Genomic DNA, 17,240 nt, shown 5'->3' on the forward strand with positions numbered 1-17,240 from the left:
GGTCAGGGCTTACAGCAGGACAACATCGTACTGCTCCTGGGAATAGGTGCCCTCCACCTGGAACTTGATGGGGCGGCCGATGAAGGCCTCGAGATCGGCGACGTTGCCCGACTCCTCGTCGAGCAGCCGATCGACCACCTTCTGGTTGGCCAGTACCAGGTAACCCTCGGCCTGGTAGGCGCGGGCCTCTCGGAGGATCTCGCGGAAGATCTCGTAGCAGATGGTTTCCGCGGTCTTCAGCTTGCCGCGCCCCTGACAGCAGCTGCAGGGCTCGCAGAGCACCTGCTCGAGGCTTTCACGGGTACGTTTGCGGGTCATCTGCACCAGCCCCAGCACGGTGATGCCGATGATGTTGGTCTTGGCGTGGTCGCGCTCCAGCTGCTTCTCCAGGGTGCGCAGTACCTGACGCTGGTGCTCCTCATCTTCCATGTCGATGAAATCGATGATGATGATCCCGCCCAGGTTGCGCAGGCGCAGTTGGCGGGCGATTGCGGTGGCCGCCTCGAGGTTGGTCTTGAAGATGGTCTCTTCCAGGGTGCGGTGGCCGACGAAGGCACCGGTATTGACGTCGATGGTGGTCATCGCCTCGGCAGGGTCGATGATCAGATAGCCGCCGGACTTGAGCATCACCTTGCGCTCCAGGGCCCTCTGGATCTCGTCCTCAACCCCGTACAGGTCGAAGATGGGGCGCTCGCCGGGATAGTGCTCGAGGTGATCAGCGATCTCCGGCATCAGTTCGGCGACGAACTGCGAGACCTTCTGGAAAGTTTCCCGCGAATCGATGCGGATCTTCTCGATGCGCGGGCTGACCAGGTCACGCAGGGTGCGCAGGGCCAGGCTGAGATCCTCGTAGATCACCGTCGGCGCGCCGACGGTCTGCATCTGCCCGGCGATCTGGTCCCACAGGCGGCGCAGATAGCGGATGTCCGCGAGGATCTCGTCGGCGCCGGCACCTTCGGCGGCAGTGCGCAGGATGAAGCCGCCCTCGTGCTCGATCCCCTCGCTGGCCACACAGTCGGCGACCACCTGCTTGAGGCGCTCGCGCTCGGCCTCCTCCTCGATCTTCAGGGAGATGCCGACGTGGCGGGTGCGCGGCATGTAGACCAGGTAGCGGGAGGGAATCGACAGATGCGTGGTCAGTCGGGCCCCCTTGCTGCCGATCGGATCCTTGGTGACCTGCACTACCAGGCTCTGCCCCTCCTGCACCAGGGCCGCGATGTTCTCCACCGCGCTGCCCTCGCGGGTCGAAATCTCCGCGGCATGGATGAACGCGGCACGCTCCAGGCCGATGTCGACGAAGGCCGCCTGCATGCCCGGCAGCACCCGCACCACCCTGCCCTTGTAGATGTTGCCGACGATGCCGCGGCGCTGGGTGCGCTCGACGTGCACCTCCTGCAGCACGCCGTTCTCCACCACCGCCACGCGTGACTCCATCGGCGTGATATTGATCAGAATTTCTTCGCTCATTGCATATTCCCGAAGCTGGGCGCAGCTTGCCTGCTCAAGCGCCTTGTCATTGTGGTTGCCAGCACGGAATGCCGAACTCGGCCAGCAGTTGCGCAGTTTCACAGAGCGGCAGGCCGACCACCGCCGAATAGCTGCCCTCGAGATGGCTGACGAGCACCGCGGCAAAGCCCTGGATGGCGTAGCCGCCGGCCTTGTCCAGCGGCTCCCCGGTTGCCCAGTAGGCCTCGGCCTCCGCGGCGTCGAGCGGCCGGAAGGCCACCCGGCTGCGGACCACCCGCGCCGCGCAGCGCCCGGCAGCGGCCAGGGCCACCGCGGTCAGCACCTCGTGCTCGCGTCCGCCGAGGGCCTGCAGCATGGCCAGCGCCTCGGCGCGATCCCCTGGCTTGCCGAGGATGCGCCCGTCCAGCACCACCGTGGTATCCGCGCCGAGCACCACCGCCTGCCGATCGGCGGCGAGGCTGGCCAGGCCGGCCGCCGCCTTGTCGCGCGCCAAGCGCTCGACATAGGCTGCCGGCGTCTCGTCCGGCGCGGGAGTCTCGTCGATGACCATGGCGAGCGGAACGAAAGGCACGCCGATCTGCGTCAGCAGCTCGCGCCGGCGGGGCGAGCCTGAAGCCAGGTAGAGCGTGGCGACCATGCGATTTCCCTCTGTCTGAAGACCTGCCCACCGTCTCGCCGGGGACAGGGGTTAATTGACATTGAAGCGCAATCGGAGGCTGCGCAGGGCAGTGAATACCCAGGGCCAGAGCAAGGCACTGACCAGTGCCGGCAGCAGGAAGGCCAGAGTCGGCGGGCGGTTGCCGGCCAGCGCATTGAGCCAGAGCTGCACCAGTTGGGCCAGACCGAAGACTACCAGCAGGACCAGACTCTGTTGCCACAGCGGAAACATGCGGACACGCTGTTGCAACGTCATCATCAGAAAGGCAATCAGCGTCAGGGTCAGCGCATGCTGCCCGAGCAGAACGCCGTAGAGTACGTCCATCGCCAGCCCCAGCAGCCAGGTCAGGGTCATGCTGACCCGCTGCGGCAAGGCCAGAATCCAGTAGGTGATGAACATCGCCAGCCACAGCGGCCGGCCGATCTCCATGAAGCCCGGCATGGGCGCCACGCTAAGCAGCAAGCCCGCCAGGTAGCTGGCCCAGATCAGCCAACCATTGTGCTCGCCCATCAGCGCGTCCCGCCTGCGCCCGCCGGAGCCGGCCGCGATTGTGCCGCCGGGGGGGCGGGAGACGGCGTGGCTTCCGCAGCGGGTTGCGGCGCCTGACTCTTCGCCTGCTCGGCAAGCTGACGGTCGTGCGCCTCCTGAGCCTGGGCCGCCTCGCTGGCACGCTGCTCCGGCGAGCGCAGATCGCTGAACACCATCAGCATGTAGCGGGTACGGTTGAGGGCCGCCGTGGGCACGGCGCGGACAATGGCGAACGGCTGCCCGGAGTCGTGGATCACCTCGTTCACCACGGCCACCGGGTAGCCGGCGGGAAAGCGCTGCCCCATGCCGGAGCTGACCAGCAGGTCACCCTCCTTGATATCGGCGGTATCGGCGACATGGCGCAGCTCCAGACGCTCCGGATTGCCAGTACCGACGGCAATGGCGCGCAGGCCGTTACGGTTGACCTGCACCGGGATGCTGTGGGTAGTATCGGTGAGCAGCAGCACCCGCGCAGTGTAGGGCATGACCTCCACCACCTGCCCCATCAGGCCGCGGGCATCAAGCACCGGCTGGCCGAGAAATACACCGTCCCGCTCGCCCTTGTCGATCAGGATGCGATGGGTAAAAGGATTGGGGTCGATGCCGATCAGCTCGCCGACCAGCACCTTCTCGTCCACCAGCGCCGCGGAGTTGAGCAGTTCGCGCAGGCGCACGTTCTGCTCGGTCAGCGCCGCCAGCTTCTGCAGACGGCGCTGCATCAGCAGGGCCTCTGCCTTGAGCTTCTCGTTTTCCGCCAGCAGTTCGCTGCGGCTGCTGAACTGCTGGTTGATGCCACCCCAGATGCGCACCGGCAGATCGGCTAGCCAGTAGAAGGGGGTCAGCACCAGCCCCAGTTGGCTGCGTACCGGCCTGAGGGTGTCGAAACGGGCATCCACCACCATCAGCGTGGCGGCAAGCACCGCCAGCACCAGCAGGCGCGCCACGAGCGAAGGCCCTTTGCTGAAGAGCAGTTTGATAGCGGGTTCCTCGCGACTACAAGCCTCAATCGTCAGCCACGCGCCCAAAACGGCGCCAGGCGTCGCGTTCGGCGTGCAGCCCGAAGCCTGCGCCCCTGTGGCTCACTCGGTGGAGAGCAGATCCATACGGTGGCTGTCGATCATTTCCAGCGCCCGGCCGCAGCCGCGCGCCACACAGGTCAGCGGATCCTCGGCGACGATCACCGGCAGTCCGGTTTCCTGGGCCAGCAGCTTGTCCAGGTCGCGCAACAGGGCGCCACCGCCGGTCAGCACCAAGCCGCGTTCGGCAATGTCCGCAGCCAGCTCCGGCGGGGACTGCTCCAAGGCACTCCTCACCGACTGGACGATGGCCGTCAGGGACTCCTGGATCGCATCCAGCACCTCATTGGAGTTGAGGGTGAAGCTGCGCGGCACGCCTTCGGCCAGGTTGCGACCACGCACGTCGATCTCGCGCACCTCGCTGCCCGGCCAGGCGCTGCCGATTTCCTGCTTGATGCGCTCGGCGGTGGCTTCGCCGATCAGGCTGCCGTAGTTGCGCCGTACATAGGTGACGATGGATTCGTCAAAGCGGTCGCCGCCGACCCGTACCGACTCGGCATAGACCACGCCGTTCAGAGAGATCAGGGCGATCTCGGTGGTGCCGCCGCCAATGTCCACCACCATCGAGCCATGCGCCTCATCCACCGGCAGGCCGGCGCCGATGGCCGCCGCCATCGGCTCCTCGATAAGGAATACTTCACGGGCACCGGCGCCCAGTGCCGATTCGCGGATGGCGCGACGCTCGACCTGGGTCGACTTGCAGGGCACGCAGATCAGCACGCGCGGGCTGGGTTGCAGGAAGCTGCTTTCATGCACCTTGTTGATGAAATACTGCAGCATCTTCTCGCAAACGCTGAAGTCGGCGATCACGCCGTCCTTCATCGGGCGGATCGCGGTAATGTTACCCGGGGTTCGTCCCAACATGCGCTTGGCTTCGGTCCCAACCGCCACGACGCTCTTCTGGTTGCCGTGCGTGCGGATGGCGACCACGGACGGCTCGTTCAGGACGATGCCTCGCTCACGCACATAGATGAGGGTGTTGGCAGTCCCCAGATCGATCGACAGATCGCTGGAAAACATGCCACGGAGTTTCTTGAACATTGACAGGAACCCTGAGGCGAAGCATGGGTAAAAAAGAGCGCAAACTCTAACAATGGCAGGGATTTTGGGCAAGGCGCCTACTGTGCTAAATTCCCCGTTTTCAGCAGCTCGCAAGGCCAACAAACACGGTCTATTGACCACCCGCCCGGGGACCCGGTTCCCGGGCCCTCCATCAGCGGCCGGCTGCCTGTTTTTCCTGGAGAACCCCGATGGCGCTTGAACGCTCCGACGTGGAAAAAATCGCCCATCTGGCCCGCCTGGGGCTGGATGAGACCGAGATCCCACGTACCACCGAGACCCTGAATGACATCCTCGGCCTGATCGACCGGATGCAAGCGGTCGACACCCATGGTATCGAGCCCCTGGCCCACCCCCTGGAGGCCACCCAGCGCCTGCGACTGGACGAGGTCACCGAAAGCAACCACCGCGACGCCTACCAGGCCATCGCCCCGGCCGTGGAGAACGGCCTGTATCTGGTTCCCAAGGTGATCGAGTGATGCATCGACTGACTCTGGCACAAATCGCCCGCGGCCTGGCCGCCAAGGACTTCTCCTCCGTCGAGCTGACCGAGGCCCTGCTGACCCGCATCAGCGAGCTCGACCCGCAGCTCAACAGCTTCATCACAGTCACCGCCGACCAGGCCCGCGCCCAGGCCCAGGCCGCCGACGCCCGCCGCTCCGCCGGTGAGAGCGGCGCCCTGCTCGGCGCGCCGATCGCCCACAAGGACCTGTTCTGCACCCGCGGTGTGCGCACCAGCTGCGCCTCGAAGATCCTCGACAACTTCGTCGCGCCCTATGACGCCACCGTGGTGGAGAGGCTCGCCGCGGCGGGTTGCGTGAGCCTCGGCAAGCTGAACATGGACGAGTTCGCCATGGGCTCGTCCAGCGAATCCAGCCATTACGGAGCAGTGAAGAACCCCTGGAACCCGGAATGCGTGCCCGGCGGTTCCTCCGGCGGCTCCGCCGCCGCCGTGGCCGCGCGCTTGCTGCCGGCCGCCACCGGCACCGACACCGGTGGCTCGATCCGTCAGCCGGCCGCGCTGACCAACCTCACCGGGATCAAGCCCACCTACGGCCGCGTCTCGCGCTGGGGCATGATCGCCTACGCCTCCAGCCTCGACCAGGGCGGCCCGCTGGCGCGCACCGCCGAGGACTGCGCCCTGCTGCTCGGCGCCATGGCCGGCTTCGACCCGAAGGACTCCACCTGCGTCGATGCGCCGGTCGATGACTACCTGGCCGCGCTGAACCAGCCGCTGACCGGCCTGCGCATCGGCCTACCGCGGGAATACTTCGGCGCCGGCCTCGACCCGCGCCTGTCCGATGCGGTCATGGCTTGCGTCGAGGAACTGAAGAAGCTCGGCGCCACGGTCAGGGAAATCGGCCTGCCCAACATGCAGCATGCGATTCCCGCCTATTACGTGATCGCCCCGGCCGAGGCTTCTTCCAATCTGTCGCGCTTCGACGGCGTGCGCTTCGGCTACCGCTGCGAAAACCCGCAGAACCTCGAGGACCTGTACAAGCGTTCGCGCGGCGAAGGCTTCGGCGCAGAGGTCAAGCGACGCATCATGGTCGGTACCTATGCCCTCTCCGCCGGCTATTACGACGCCTACTACCTCAAGGCGCAGAAGATCCGCCGGCTGATCCGCAGCGACTTCATCGGCGCCTTCCAGGAGGTGGACGTGATCCTCGGCCCGACCACCCCGAACCCGGCCTGGAAGCTCGGCGAGAAAAGCAACGACCCGGTCGCCGCCTACCTGGAGGATATCTACACCATCACCGCCAACCTCGCCGGCATTCCCGGCCTCTCCATGCCGGCCGGCTTCGTCGACGGCCTGCCGGTGGGCGTGCAACTGCTCGCGCCCTACTTCCAGGAAGGCCGCCTGCTCAACGTCGCCCACCAGTACCAGCAGGCGACCGACTGGCACCAAAAGGCTCCGGAAGGCTTCTGAGGATACGCACATGCAATGGGAAACCGTGATCGGGCTGGAAATCCACGCACAGCTCGCCACCCGCTCGAAGATCTTCTCCGGCAGCGCCACCACCTTCGGCGCCGAGCCCAACACCCAGGCCAGCCTGGTCGACCTCGGCATGCCCGGCACTCTGCCGGTGCTCAACGAGGAGGCCGTGCGCATGGCGGTCAGGTTCGGTCTGGCCATCGAGGCGCAGATCGGCCACACCAACGTCTTCGCCCGCAAGAACTACTTCTATCCGGACCTGCCCAAGGGCTACCAGACCAGCCAGATGGACAAGCCCATCGTCGGTAAGGGCCACCTGGACATCACCCTGGAGGACGGCACGGTCAAGCGCATCGGCATCACCCGCGCGCACCTGGAGGAGGACGCCGGCAAGAGCCTGCACGAAGACTTCCACGGCATGACGGGCATCGACCTAAACCGGGCCGGCACGCCGCTCCTGGAGATCGTCTCCGAGCCGGACATCCGCAGCGCCAAGGAAGCGGTGGCCTACGTCAAAGCCATCCACGCACTGGTCCGTTATCTCGGGATCTGTGACGGCAACATGGCCGAGGGCTCGCTGCGCTGCGACTGCAACGTCTCGGTGCGCCCCAAGGGTCAGGAAGCCTTTGGCACCCGCGCCGAGATCAAGAACGTCAACTCCTTCCGCTTCATCGAGAAGGCGATCAACCACGAGGTCCAGCGGCAGATCGAGTTGATCGAGGACGGTGGCAAGGTGGTCCAGGAAACCCGCCTGTACGACCCGAACAAGGACGAGACCCGCGCCATGCGCAGCAAGGAAGAAGCCAACGATTACCGCTACTTCCCCTGTCCCGACCTGCTGCCGGTGGTGATCGAGCAAAGCTTCCTCGATGAAGTGCGTGCCGGCCTGCCGGAACTGCCAGTGCAGAAGCGCGAACGCTTCGAGCGTGAATTCGGCCTGTCCACCTACGACGCCAGCGTGCTGTCCGCCAGCCGCGAGTTGGCCGACTACTTCGAGGAAGTGCAGAAGGTCTGCGGCGATGCCAAGCTGGCGGCCAACTGGGTGATGGGTGAGCTGTCCAGCCTGCTCAACAAGGAGGGCCTGGAGATCGAGCAGTCGCCGGTGTCCGCCGCGCAGCTCGGCGGCCTGATCCAGCGCCTCCAGGACAACACCATCTCCGGCAAGATCGCCAAGATGGTGTTCGAGGCCCTGGCCACCGGCGAAGGCGCCAGCGCCGACGCGATCATCGAGCAGAAGGGCCTGAAGCAGGTCACTGACTCCGGCGCCATCGAGGCTATGCTGGATGAAGTGCTGGCTGCCAACGCCGCCCAGGTCGAGCAGTACCGCGCCTCCGACGAAGCCAAGCGCGCCAAGATGTTCGGCTTTTTCGTCGGCCAGGCGATGAAGGCCTCCAAGGGCAAAGCCAACCCCGGCCAGGTGAACGACCTGCTGAAGAAGAAGCTCGAACAGTAAGCCACACGACGACGCCGGGTCCGCCCGGCGTTACGCTTTCTGGAGCCTCGACCATGCGACGCATACTGCTGCTCGCCCCCCTTCTTGCCCTGCTCGCCGGCTGCCCCGAGCAGCCGCCCGAACGCAACGGCTCAAAACCTCCGCCCAGCCTAGGGGTCGTCAAGCCCGCTAGCTACATGGCCGAGGGCAAAGCCTCCTACTACCAGGAACACGGCGAACTCACCGCCAGCGGCGAACGCTTCAACCGCAACGCCCTCACCGCCGCCCACCGCAGCCTGCCGTTCGGCACTCGGGTACGGGTGACCAATCTGGAAAACCAGCGCAGCGTGGTGGTGCGCATCAACGATCGCGGCCCCGCGGTCCGCGGGCGGATCATCGATCTGTCCCACGAAGCCGCCCAGCGGCTGGGCATACTGCCCGACGGCGTGGTTCCCGTGCGCCTGGAACGTCTCGACAATTGAAGAGGATCGGTGCCGGGGAACGGCGCCCAAGGAGCTTTGGATGACCCTGATGACATTCGCCTACCTGATCGCCGGCCTGGCTCTGCTGGTCGCCGGTGCCGAGGCGCTGGTGCGCGGCGCCGCCCGCCTGGCCGCGCGCTTCGGCATCCCGCCACTGGTCATCGGCCTGACCGTGGTCGCCTTCGGCACCAGCGCCCCGGAAATGGCGGTCAGCGTGCAGTCGGCCAGTGGCGGGCAGGGCGATATCGCGGTGGGCAACGCCCTCGGCAGCAATATCTTCAACGTGCTGATGATCCTCGGCCTGTCAGCGCTGGTCATTCCTCTGCGGGTTTCGCGCCAGCTGATCCGCCTCGACGTACCGATCATGATCGGCGCCAGCCTGCTGGCATGGCTGCTGGCCATCGACCAGAGCTACGGCCGCCTGGACGGCGTGCTGCTGTTCGGCGGCATCCTGAGCTATATCGCCTTCCAGGTGCGCAGCGCCCTACGTTCCCAAGCCACCGACGAGAGCAACGAATTCGACCTGGAGTACGGCGAGAAGATGGAAGGCCGGTCAGCTATCTTCATCCACCTGGCGTTCGTCCTTCTGGGCCTGGCCCTGCTGGTCTGGGGCTCCAACCTGCTGGTCGACGCCGCGGTGACCCTGGCCCGCGCCCTCGGCCTGTCGGAACTGGTGATCGGCCTGACCATCGTCGCCGTCGGCACCTCACTGCCGGAGCTGGCCACCTCGGTGATGGCCGCCTTCAAGGGCGAGCGCGACATTGCCGTGGGCAACATTGTCGGCAGTAACATTTTTAACGTGTTCGCTGTCCTCGGCCTGGCCGCGCTGGTCTCGCCCAGCCCGGTCGGTGTGTCGCCCAACGCCCTGGCCTTCGACTACCCGGTGATGGTCGCGGTGGCCGTGGCCTGCCTGCCGATCTTCTTCACCGGCTACCGCATCAACCGCTGGGAGGGGCTGCTTTTCTTCTGCTATTACCTGGCCTACGGCGCCTACCAGGTGCTGTTCGCCACCGGCGCCTCCGCTGTCGCCCTGCTGCACAATGCGCTGGTCTGGTATGCCCTGCCACTGACCGCGGTGACCCTGCTGGTGGTGGCTGCCCGCTCCTGGCATCGGAATTCCTGAAGGCATCCCGGTGCGCTCAGATCCAACCGAGCCATTGCAGAAGAAAGATGCCGATATTGATGGTAATCGCCGCCAGCAGCGTGGTGATCACCACGATCCCCCCTGCCAGCTGGTGATTGCCGCCCACTGCCTTGGCCATGACAAAGCTGGCTGCGGCGGTCGGGCTGGCGAAATACAGGTAGAGGATGCCCAGCTCGGCGCCACGAAAGCCGCACAGCCAGGCGCCAAGGGTCAACAGCAGCGGCAGCCAGACCATCTTCAGCAGACTAGCGCTGAATGCCACATTGCCACTCTCGCGCAGGGCCGCGAGGGAAATGGTGCCGCCGATGCAGATCAGCGCCAGCGGCAGGGTCATCTGCGCGAAATAGTCGCCGGAGGTGAGCAGCCAGGCCGGCAGGCCGACATGCCAATAGGCGAACGGGAGCGCCGCCAGCACGCCGATGATCAGCGGATTGCCGAGAACGCTCTTGGCAAGGCTCCAGGGGTCGGTCTTGGCATGTGGGCTGTAGAACGCCAGCACCACCGAGGCGAGTGTGTTGTAGACCAGGATCACCGCGCCGGCCAGCACCCCGCCGAGGGACAGGCCATAGTCGCCGTACATGCTGGTGGCCAGGGCCAGACCAACGATGCCGTTGTTGCCGCGAAACGCTCCCTGGACATAGACACCGCGATCGGCCCGTGGGCAGCGCCACAGCGACCAGGCCCAGGCGAGCAGAAAACCGCCCAGGGAAGCGAGGGCGAAATAGCCGAGCACCGCCGGCTGCAGTGCCGTCTCCAGATCCGCCTGGAGAATCGAGAGGAACAGCATGGTCGGCATGGTGCCCTTGAACACCAGCTCCGAGGCCGTGTTGATGAAGGCGACGTCGATCCAACCGAGGCGCCGCAGCAGAACGCCGAGAAACAGCATGGCGAACACCGGTGCGGTGATGCCCAGGGTTTGCGAGAACAGCACGAGCATGGGGAGAGTCCGGAAAACGATAGGCGCCTATCATAACGGCATGTCTCCCGCCTGCAGACAAGGGGCCGGCATCCCACGCTCCGGGATGCCGCCGCGATGCAGCCTGCCGGGGTGCCGTGGGCAGGCTGGGGGGTATCCGTTGCCTTAGCGACGGACTGGGCGCTTTTGCAGCTTGCGCTGCAGGGTGCGCCGGTGCATGCCCAGGGCGCGGGCGGTGGCGGAGATGTTGCCGTCGTTCTCGGAGAGCACGCGCTGGATATGCTCCCACTGCAGACGGTCCACCGACATGGGATTGTCCGGCACCAGGCTGTTCAGGTCGACATGTTCGGAGAGCAGCGCGGTGAGCACGTCGTCAGCGTCGGCAGGCTTGCACATATAGTTGCAAGCGCCGCGCTTGATCGCCTCCACCGCAGTGGCGATGCTCGAATAGCCGGTGAGGATCAGCACGCGCATCTCCGCGTCCAGCTCGAGCAGCCTGGGTAGCAGCACCAGCCCCGAGTCGCCCTCCATCTTGAGGTCCAGTACGGCATAGTCCGGGACGGACTGGACCGCTAGCTCCAGCCCCTCTTCCGCCGAACTGGCGCAGCTCACGTTAAAGCCGCGGCGGGTCATGGCCCGCGCCATCACCCGGGTGAAAGTCGTGTCGTCGTCCACCAGCAGCAGATGCGGCTGCTCTTCTCCCTCGATCGGATGCTCACTCATAGTAGTCTCCTGAAGCCAGGCGCGGCAGACGCAACTCGGTCAGCGTGCCGCCCTCCTCGTGGTTGTAGAGTTTCACCGAGCCGCCGGCGCGAGTCACGCTGGCCTGGCTCAGGAACAGGCCAAGGCCAAAGCCCTTGCCCTTGGTGGTAAAGAAAGGCTTGCCCAACTGCTCGGCGATCGCCAGCGGCACGCCTTCGCCATGGTTGCGGATGCTGATGCACAGCGCCTCGGCGTCCCAGTCGAGGCAGATGTCCAGATCGTCCGGACAGGCGTCGGCGGCGTTGTTGAGCAGATTGAGCAGCGACTGGGTCAGATCAGGAGGCGGCGCCAGCTGCGGCATGGAACCGCTACCTAGGCGCTCGTAGCGGTAGCTCGCCTCGGGACGCATCAGGTGCCAGCGATTGAGCGCGGCCTCCAGCCAGGCCGCCGCGCTCTGCTCCTTGACCGCCTGCAGGCGGTCGGCCTCGGCAGCTCGCACCAGTTGCTGCAGGGTGTCCTTGCACAGCCTCACCTGCTCCTGCAGCACCGCCAGATCCTCCTGCAGCAGCGGATCGTCGTGCTCCTGGCGCAGCTCGGTGATCAGCACGCTCATGGTCGCCAGCGGCGTGCCCAGCTCGTGGGCCGCGCCGGCCGCCTGGGTGGCCACCGCCAGCAGCTGCTGGTCGCGCAGGCTCTCCTCGCGGCGCGTGGCCTGGAAGAGCTCCTGGCGGCGCAGCTCGCCGGCCATGCGGCCGACAAAAAAGGTGATCAGCGCCGCCGCCAGGGCGAAACTCAGCCACATGCCGTAGATCAGCAGGGTGGCGCGGTGCTCCGGCGGCAGATCGGTCGGATCGTACCAGCCGACCAGCAGGGTGTAGGCGGCCAGCGCCAGGCCGGCGAGCATCACCGTATGCAACCTGGGCAGGGTCGCTGCGGCAATGGTCAGCGGCACCAGGTAATAGGAAACGAAGGGGTTGGTCGGGCCACCGGTGAAATACAGCAGCAGACTGTGGATGATCAGGTCGCAGGACAGATGCCCGGCGTATTCCAGATCGGTCACCGGCCACTGCATCTGCAGACGCAGGGCGGTGCCCAGGCAGAGCATGGCGGACAGGCTGAGGGTGAAGGAGAGCGCCAGCCAGGGCAGAGGCATCAGATCGGTAAGATAGGCGAGCCCGACCGAGCCGGCCTGGGCGGCCAGCACGAGGACACGGATCAGGATGAGCCGGCGGAGATTCTGGCGGCTGGCCGACAGCATTTGAACGGGTGCGAGCATGGCTAATCATTCTGGCTCTGGGGCTCGGCGCCAGTATACCCAAAACCCTGCCGGCGACCGGCCCGAATGCGGCAACGGGACGCAGAGTAGGGCTGCAAAAACCGGACTACACCGTTAGAGTTCGGCTCCGACCGTCCAACGGACATGACCATGCTCCCACAAGGATTCCCCATGCCCCGCCTTTTTCATCTCGCCACGCCCTTCGTCTTCGCCGCCCTGGCCAGTCTGCCGGCACTGGCCGAGGAGGGGCCCCGCTACAACCAGATCGCCCTGCACGCCGAAGCGAGCCGGGAGATTCCCCACGACCTGATGCTGGTCACCCTCTACAGCGAAGCCCAGCACAAGGACCCGAGCCAGTTGGCCAGTGACATTACCCGCAGCCTCAATGCCGCAGTGGAACGGGCGCGCCAGGTCGCAGGGGTGAAGGTCAGCCTCGGCAGCCGCAACAGCTATCCGGTCTACGACGACCAACAGCGCAGGATCGTCGCCTGGCGCGAGCGCGCCGAGCTGCGCCTGGAGAGCACCGATTTCGCCGCCCTCTCCCAGCTGAGCGCCGATCTGCTCGGCGAACTGAAGACTGGCGGCATGCGTTTTGCCATCGCCGACGCGACGCGCAAGAAAGGCGAGGACGCACTGCTGCAGGACGCCGTGAAGGCCTTCGGCGAACGCGCCCGGCTCGCCACCCAGGCGCTCGGCGGCAGCAGCTACAAGCTGGTCAGCCTGAACCTGAACAGCGCCGGACCGATCGCCCCGATCGTCCTGCGTGGCGCCGCAATGATGAAGAGCGAGGGCGTACCGGCGCAGGAGATCGAGGCCGGCAGCAGCCAGGTGAGCATCAGCGCCGATGGTGTGATCGAGGTGCAGATGCCCTGAATGTACGGGCTCCCGGTGCTAGAGTGGCGCCAGAGCCCGCCGACCGGAACGCCCCATGCCCCGACGCCCGACCGCCCTCCTCCTCGCCCTCCTCCTCGCCGGTAGCGTCCAGGCTGCGCCGAACAGCCTGGTGGTCTGTACCGAGGGCAGCCCGGAAGGCTTCGACATCGTCCAGTACACCGCCGCGACCAGCGCCGACGCCTCGGCGGAAACGCTGTTCGACCGCCTGCTGCGCTTCGCCCCAGGCGGCACCGAGCTGCGCCCCGCCCTCGCCGAGCGCTGGGAGGTGTCCGCCGATGGCCTCGAATACACCTTCCACCTGCGCCGCGGCGTGCAGTTCCAGCGCACCCCCTGGTTCACCCCGAGCCGGCCGTTCAACGCCGATGACGTGCTGTGGAGCTTCCAGCGCCAGATCGACCCCAGGCACCCCTGGCACAGCCTCTCGCCGCGCGGCTTTCCCTATGCCGAGGCGATGGCCGTGGGCGAGCTGATCGCGCGCATCGACAGGCTCGACGACTACCGCGTGCGCTTTGTCCTGCACCACCCTGAGGCGCCCTTCCTGGCCAACCTGGCGATGGGCTTCGCCTCCATCTATCCGGCCGAATACGCCGAGCGGCTGCTGGCGGCCGGCACCCCGGAGCGCCTCAACAGCCAGCCGGTAGGCAGCGGCCCCTTCATCTTCGAGCGCTACGAGAAGGACGCCCAGGTGCGCTTCCGGCACAACCCGGACTACTGGGACGGCGCTCCGGCCATCGAACGGCTGGTCTTCGCCATCACCCCCGAACCCAACGTGCGGGTGCAGAAGCTCAAGGCCGGCGACTGCCAGATCGCCCTCTACCCGCGCCCCATCGACATCCCCGTACTGCGCAAGGACACGCGCCTGCGGGTACTGGAAGACGAGCCGCTGCTGACCGCCTACATCGGCATCAACACCCGCCACCCGCCGCTGGACGACGTACGGGTGCGCCAGGCGCTCAACCTCGCCTTCGACAAGGCGGCCTACCTGCGCGCCCAGTACGGCGAGGGCGGCGCCAGCCCGGCGGTGGCGCCCTATCCGCCGAGCCTGTGGGGCTCCGACCCGGCACTCGCCGGCTGGCCCCACGATCCGGCGCGGGCGCGGGCGCTGCTGGCCGAGGCCGGGCATGCCGAAGGGCTCAGGCTGAACATCTGGACCCGCCCCGGCGGCGGACCGACCAACCCCAACCCCGGCATCGGCGCCCAGCTGCTGCAGGCCGACCTGGCCGCCGTCGGCATCAAGGCCGAGATCCGCGTGCTGGAATGGGGCGAGCTGATCAGGCGGGCGAAGAACGGCGAGCACGACCTGGTGTTCATGGGCTGGGGCGGCGACAACGGCGATCCGGACAACTTCCTCACCCCCAACCTGTCCTGCGCCGCCGCCACGTCCGGGGAGAACCAGGCCGGCTGGTGCAACGAAGCCTTCGACGCCCTCTTGCGCGAGGCGCGCCGCAACCCCGACCGGGAGCAGCGCGCCGCGCTCTACCGCCAGGCCTTGGCGATCTTCCACGAACAGGCGCCTTGGATTCCCCTGGCCCATCCCCGCGAGTTCGCCGCCGTGCGCCGCGACGTCCAGGGCTTCGTGATCAGCCCGCTGAGCACCAACAACTTCGCCGGGGTGCGCCGCACTTCGGCCAGCGCCCCGGAGTGAGCCTCCCATATGCTGTCCTTTCTCGCCCGCCGCCTCGGGCTCTTGATCCCCACCTTCCTTGGCGTGACCCTGCTGACCTTCGCGCTGATCCGCCTGATTCCCGGCGACCCGGTGGAGGTGATGATGGGAGAGCGCCGCCTCGACCCGCAGATGCATGCCGAGGCCATGCAGCGCCTCGGCCTCGACCGGCCGCTGCCCGAGCAGTACCTGGCCTACCTCGGCCAACTGGCCCGGGGCGATCTTGGCCAGTCGCTGCGCACCCGCGAGAGCGTCTGGTCGGAGTTCGCCAGCCTGTTTCCGGCGACCGTCGAGCTGGCCTGTGCCGCCCTCCTGTTCGCCGGCGTCCTCGGCCTGCTCGCTGGCACCCTCGCGGCCCTGAAGCACGGCTCGGTGCTCGACCACGGCACCATGGGCCTGGCGCTAACCGGCTATTCCATGCCGATCTTCTGGTGGGGACTGATCCTGATCATGTTCTTCTCCGTGCAGCTCGGCTGGACACCGGTCTCCGGGCGCCTCGACCTGCTTTATGATGTGCCGTCGGTGACCGGTTTCATGCTCATCGATACGCTTCTGAGCGACGAACAAGGCGCCTTCCTCGATGCCCTGCGCCACCTGATCCTGCCGGCCATCGTGCTCGGCACCATCCCGCTGGCGGTGATCGCCCGCATGACCCGCTCGGCGATGCTCGAGGTGCTGCGCGAAGACTACCTGCGTGCCGCTCGCGCCCGCGGCCTGTCGCCGGTGCGGCTGGTGTTCGTGCATGCTCTGCGCAACGCCCTGGTCCCGGTGCTCACGGTGTTCGGCCTGCAGGTCGGCTCCCTGCTCTCCGGCGCGGTGCTCACCGAGACCCTGTTCTCCTGGCCGGGCATCGGCAAGTGGCTGATCGAGGCAATCGGCGCCCGCGACTATCCGGTGGTGCAGAATGGCATCCTGCTGATCGCCATGCTGGTCATTCTGGTCAACTTCATCGTGGACATCCTCTATGGCCTGGCCAATCCGCGCATCCGGCACCAGCCGTGAGCGCACATGATGGCTATGACACTGAAGGGAGCATCGCGGCCAAGGACACGGCACCCCCGCTGCCCCCACCTATTCATGAATATCCTCAAGGCTGACCGATGAGCGCACCCGCCCCCCTTGCCGCCGAACCAGCCTGGCCCTCGCCCTTCCGCGAGCTCTGCCAGGCCTTCGCGCGCAACCGCGGCGCCCTCGGCGCCCTACTTTTTCTCGCACTGCTCGCCGCCTGCGCGCTGCTGGCCCCGTGGCTCGCGCCCTTCGATCCCGCTGCCCAGCATCGCGACTTCCTGCTCACCCCGCCGGCCTGGCTGGAGGGCGGACAAGCCCGGTTTCTGCTCGGCACCGACGAGTTGGGCCGCGACCTGCTTTCGCGGCTGATCCATGGCGCACGCCTGTCGCTCCTGATCGGCCTGGCCTCGGTGGCGCTGTCGCTGCTGCCCGGCGTGCTGCTCGGCCTCTGCGCCGGCTTCTTCCCGCGCCTGTTGGGCCCCGCGATCATGCGCCTGATGGACGTCATGCTGGCGCTGCCGGCGCTGCTGCTGGCGGTGGCCGTGGTCGCCGTACTCGGCCCCGGCCTGCTCAACACCGTGCTGGCCATCGCCATCGTCTCGCTGCCCGCCTACGTGCGCCTGACCCGCGCCGCGGTGCTCGGCGAGATCCACCGCGACTATGTCACCGCCGCGAGGCTGGCCGGCGCCGGGCGGCTGCGCCTGATGTTCGTCGCGGTGCTGCCGAACTGCCTGGCGCCCCTGATCGTCCAGGCCACCCTGGGCTTTTCCGCGGCCATCCTGGATGCCGCCGCGCTGGGCTTTCTCGGCCTCGGCGTGCAGCCGCCGACCCCGGAATGGGGCACCATGCTAGCCTCGGCGCGGGACTACATCGAGCGTGCCTGGTGGGTGGTGACCCTGCCCGGCCTGGCCATCCTCTGCAGCGTGCTGGCGATCAACCTGCTGGGTGACGGCCTGCGCGACGCGCTGGACCCGAAACTGAAAAATGCGGTCTGAGGAA

At 66.9% G+C, this 17,240-nt stretch carries 17 protein-coding genes; 9 read left to right on the forward strand and 8 right to left on the reverse strand.

Annotated features, from left to right (window positions below):
• Positions 1–9: 9 nt before the first annotated feature.
• From rng to ACYVD0_RS00825, 5 genes are all read right to left on the reverse strand, one after another.
• Positions 10–1,467, reverse strand: a complete 1,458-nt coding sequence (gene rng / locus ACYVD0_RS00805) for an Rne/Rng family ribonuclease (protein WP_460425009.1) — start codon at positions 1,465–1,467, stop codon at positions 10–12.
• 46 nt (positions 1,468–1,513) lie between these two features.
• A complete protein-coding gene (locus ACYVD0_RS00810) occupies positions 1,514–2,104 on the reverse strand; it encodes a Maf family protein (protein ID WP_460425010.1) in 591 nt (196 codons plus the stop codon).
• Between the two features lie 51 nt (positions 2,105–2,155).
• A complete protein-coding gene (gene mreD / locus ACYVD0_RS00815; RefSeq protein ID WP_460425011.1) occupies positions 2,156–2,635 on the reverse strand; it encodes a rod shape-determining protein MreD in 480 nt (159 codons plus the stop codon).
• The gene (gene mreC, locus ACYVD0_RS00820; protein ID WP_460425037.1) at positions 2,635–3,582 is read right to left on the reverse strand and encodes a rod shape-determining protein MreC; all 948 of its coding nucleotides are present in this window, start codon (positions 3,580–3,582) and stop codon (positions 2,635–2,637) included. Before mreC ends, mreD begins: the two co-directional genes overlap by 1 nt.
• Positions 3,583–3,732: 150 nt before the next feature.
• Complete coding sequence (locus ACYVD0_RS00825) at positions 3,733–4,770, reverse strand: rod shape-determining protein (protein ID WP_460425012.1); 1,038 nt, start codon at positions 4,768–4,770, stop codon at positions 3,733–3,735.
• A gap of 209 nt (positions 4,771–4,979) precedes the next feature.
• Here ACYVD0_RS00825 and gatC point away from each other — a divergent pair, with 209 nt between their 5' ends.
• Genes gatC through ACYVD0_RS00850 form a run of 5 tightly spaced genes read left to right on the forward strand, consistent with a single transcriptional unit; the run spans position 4,980 to position 9,761 of the window.
• A complete protein-coding gene (gene gatC / locus ACYVD0_RS00830) occupies positions 4,980–5,267 on the forward strand; it encodes an Asp-tRNA(Asn)/Glu-tRNA(Gln) amidotransferase subunit GatC (RefSeq protein ID WP_460425013.1) in 288 nt (95 codons plus the stop codon).
• The gene (gene gatA, locus ACYVD0_RS00835) at positions 5,264–6,718 is read left to right on the forward strand and encodes an Asp-tRNA(Asn)/Glu-tRNA(Gln) amidotransferase subunit GatA (protein WP_460425014.1); all 1,455 of its coding nucleotides are present in this window, start codon (positions 5,264–5,266) and stop codon (positions 6,716–6,718) included. The genes gatC and gatA overlap by 4 nt, the downstream gene beginning before the upstream one ends.
• Before the next feature lie 10 nt (positions 6,719–6,728).
• Complete coding sequence (gene gatB / locus ACYVD0_RS00840; RefSeq protein ID WP_460425015.1) at positions 6,729–8,177, forward strand: Asp-tRNA(Asn)/Glu-tRNA(Gln) amidotransferase subunit GatB; 1,449 nt, start codon at positions 6,729–6,731, stop codon at positions 8,175–8,177.
• A gap of 53 nt (positions 8,178–8,230) precedes the next feature.
• On the forward strand, positions 8,231–8,638 hold the full coding sequence (locus ACYVD0_RS00845; protein WP_460425016.1) for a septal ring lytic transglycosylase RlpA family protein: 408 nt from the start codon (positions 8,231–8,233) through the stop codon (positions 8,636–8,638).
• 40 nt (positions 8,639–8,678) lie between these two features.
• Entirely contained in the window at positions 8,679–9,761 is a 1,083-nt protein-coding gene (locus ACYVD0_RS00850) for a sodium:calcium antiporter (protein WP_460425017.1), read from the forward strand.
• Positions 9,762–9,777: 16 nt separating this feature from the next.
• On the opposite strand, the gene ACYVD0_RS00855 is transcribed toward ACYVD0_RS00850, so the two are convergent.
• From ACYVD0_RS00855 to ACYVD0_RS00865, 3 genes are all read right to left on the reverse strand, one after another.
• Positions 9,778–10,719: an AEC family transporter gene (locus ACYVD0_RS00855; protein ID WP_460425018.1), complete on the reverse strand. Its 942-nt coding sequence runs from the start codon at positions 10,717–10,719 to the stop codon at positions 9,778–9,780.
• Positions 10,720–10,863: 144 nt separating this feature from the next.
• Positions 10,864–11,421, reverse strand: coding sequence for a response regulator transcription factor (locus ACYVD0_RS00860; protein ID WP_460425019.1), 558 nt, complete (start codon positions 11,419–11,421; stop codon positions 10,864–10,866).
• Positions 11,414–12,676, reverse strand: coding sequence for an ActS/PrrB/RegB family redox-sensitive histidine kinase (locus ACYVD0_RS00865; RefSeq protein ID WP_460425020.1), 1,263 nt, complete (start codon positions 12,674–12,676; stop codon positions 11,414–11,416). Before ACYVD0_RS00865 ends, ACYVD0_RS00860 begins: the two co-directional genes overlap by 8 nt.
• A gap of 171 nt (positions 12,677–12,847) precedes the next feature.
• Between ACYVD0_RS00865 and ACYVD0_RS00870 the strand changes: the two genes are divergently transcribed.
• The 4 genes from ACYVD0_RS00870 (at position 12,848) to ACYVD0_RS00885 (ending at position 17,236) form a co-directional block, all read left to right on the forward strand.
• Positions 12,848–13,549 (forward strand): SIMPL domain-containing protein, encoded by a 702-nt coding sequence (locus ACYVD0_RS00870; RefSeq protein ID WP_460425021.1) that lies wholly within the window; start codon positions 12,848–12,850, stop codon positions 13,547–13,549.
• Between the two features lie 55 nt (positions 13,550–13,604).
• Entirely contained in the window at positions 13,605–15,215 is a 1,611-nt protein-coding gene (locus tag ACYVD0_RS00875; protein WP_460425022.1) for an ABC transporter substrate-binding protein, read from the forward strand.
• A 9-nt stretch (positions 15,216–15,224) separates the two neighbouring features.
• Positions 15,225–16,235, forward strand: coding sequence for an ABC transporter permease (locus tag ACYVD0_RS00880; protein WP_460425023.1), 1,011 nt, complete (start codon positions 15,225–15,227; stop codon positions 16,233–16,235).
• Positions 16,236–16,333: 98 nt separating this feature from the next.
• Positions 16,334–17,236 carry an ABC transporter permease family protein gene (locus ACYVD0_RS00885; RefSeq protein WP_460425024.1) on the forward strand — a complete coding sequence of 301 codons (903 nt, stop codon included), beginning with the start codon at positions 16,334–16,336 and terminating at the stop codon, positions 17,234–17,236.
• The last annotated feature ends 4 nt before the right edge of the window (positions 17,237–17,240 follow it).

The sequence above is a fragment of the Azotobacter armeniacus genome, assembly GCF_054779355.1.

What these genes read in the sequence shown, in the direction of transcription:
- ACYVD0_RS00825 (WP_460425012.1), bottom strand. Translation starts at nt 4,770, where the DNA reads ATGTTCAAGAAACTCCGTGGCATGTTTTCCAGCGATCTGTCGATCGAT.
- ACYVD0_RS00855 (WP_460425018.1), bottom strand. Translation starts at nt 10,719, where the DNA reads ATGCTCGTGCTGTTCTCGCAAACCCTGGGCATCACCGCACCGGTGTTC.
- ACYVD0_RS00860 (WP_460425019.1), bottom strand. Translation starts at nt 11,421, where the DNA reads ATGAGTGAGCATCCGATCGAGGGAGAAGAGCAGCCGCATCTGCTGCTG.
- ACYVD0_RS00880 (WP_460425023.1), top strand. Translation starts at nt 15,225, where the DNA reads ATGCTGTCCTTTCTCGCCCGCCGCCTCGGGCTCTTGATCCCCACCTTC.
- ACYVD0_RS00810 (WP_460425010.1), bottom strand. Translation starts at nt 2,104, where the DNA reads ATGGTCGCCACGCTCTACCTGGCTTCAGGCTCGCCCCGCCGGCGCGAG.
- ACYVD0_RS00845 (WP_460425016.1), top strand. Translation starts at nt 8,231, where the DNA reads ATGCGACGCATACTGCTGCTCGCCCCCCTTCTTGCCCTGCTCGCCGGC.
- ACYVD0_RS00870 (WP_460425021.1), top strand. Translation starts at nt 12,848, where the DNA reads ATGCCCCGCCTTTTTCATCTCGCCACGCCCTTCGTCTTCGCCGCCCTG.
- mreD (WP_460425011.1), bottom strand. Translation starts at nt 2,635, where the DNA reads ATGGGCGAGCACAATGGTTGGCTGATCTGGGCCAGCTACCTGGCGGGC.
- gatB (WP_460425015.1), top strand. Translation starts at nt 6,729, where the DNA reads ATGCAATGGGAAACCGTGATCGGGCTGGAAATCCACGCACAGCTCGCC.
- ACYVD0_RS00885 (WP_460425024.1), top strand. Translation starts at nt 16,334, where the DNA reads ATGAGCGCACCCGCCCCCCTTGCCGCCGAACCAGCCTGGCCCTCGCCC.
- ACYVD0_RS00850 (WP_460425017.1), top strand. Translation starts at nt 8,679, where the DNA reads ATGACCCTGATGACATTCGCCTACCTGATCGCCGGCCTGGCTCTGCTG.
- gatC (WP_460425013.1), top strand. Translation starts at nt 4,980, where the DNA reads ATGGCGCTTGAACGCTCCGACGTGGAAAAAATCGCCCATCTGGCCCGC.
- ACYVD0_RS00865 (WP_460425020.1), bottom strand. Translation starts at nt 12,676, where the DNA reads ATGCTCGCACCCGTTCAAATGCTGTCGGCCAGCCGCCAGAATCTCCGC.
- rng (WP_460425009.1), bottom strand. Translation starts at nt 1,467, where the DNA reads ATGAGCGAAGAAATTCTGATCAATATCACGCCGATGGAGTCACGCGTG.
- ACYVD0_RS00875 (WP_460425022.1), top strand. Translation starts at nt 13,605, where the DNA reads ATGCCCCGACGCCCGACCGCCCTCCTCCTCGCCCTCCTCCTCGCCGGT.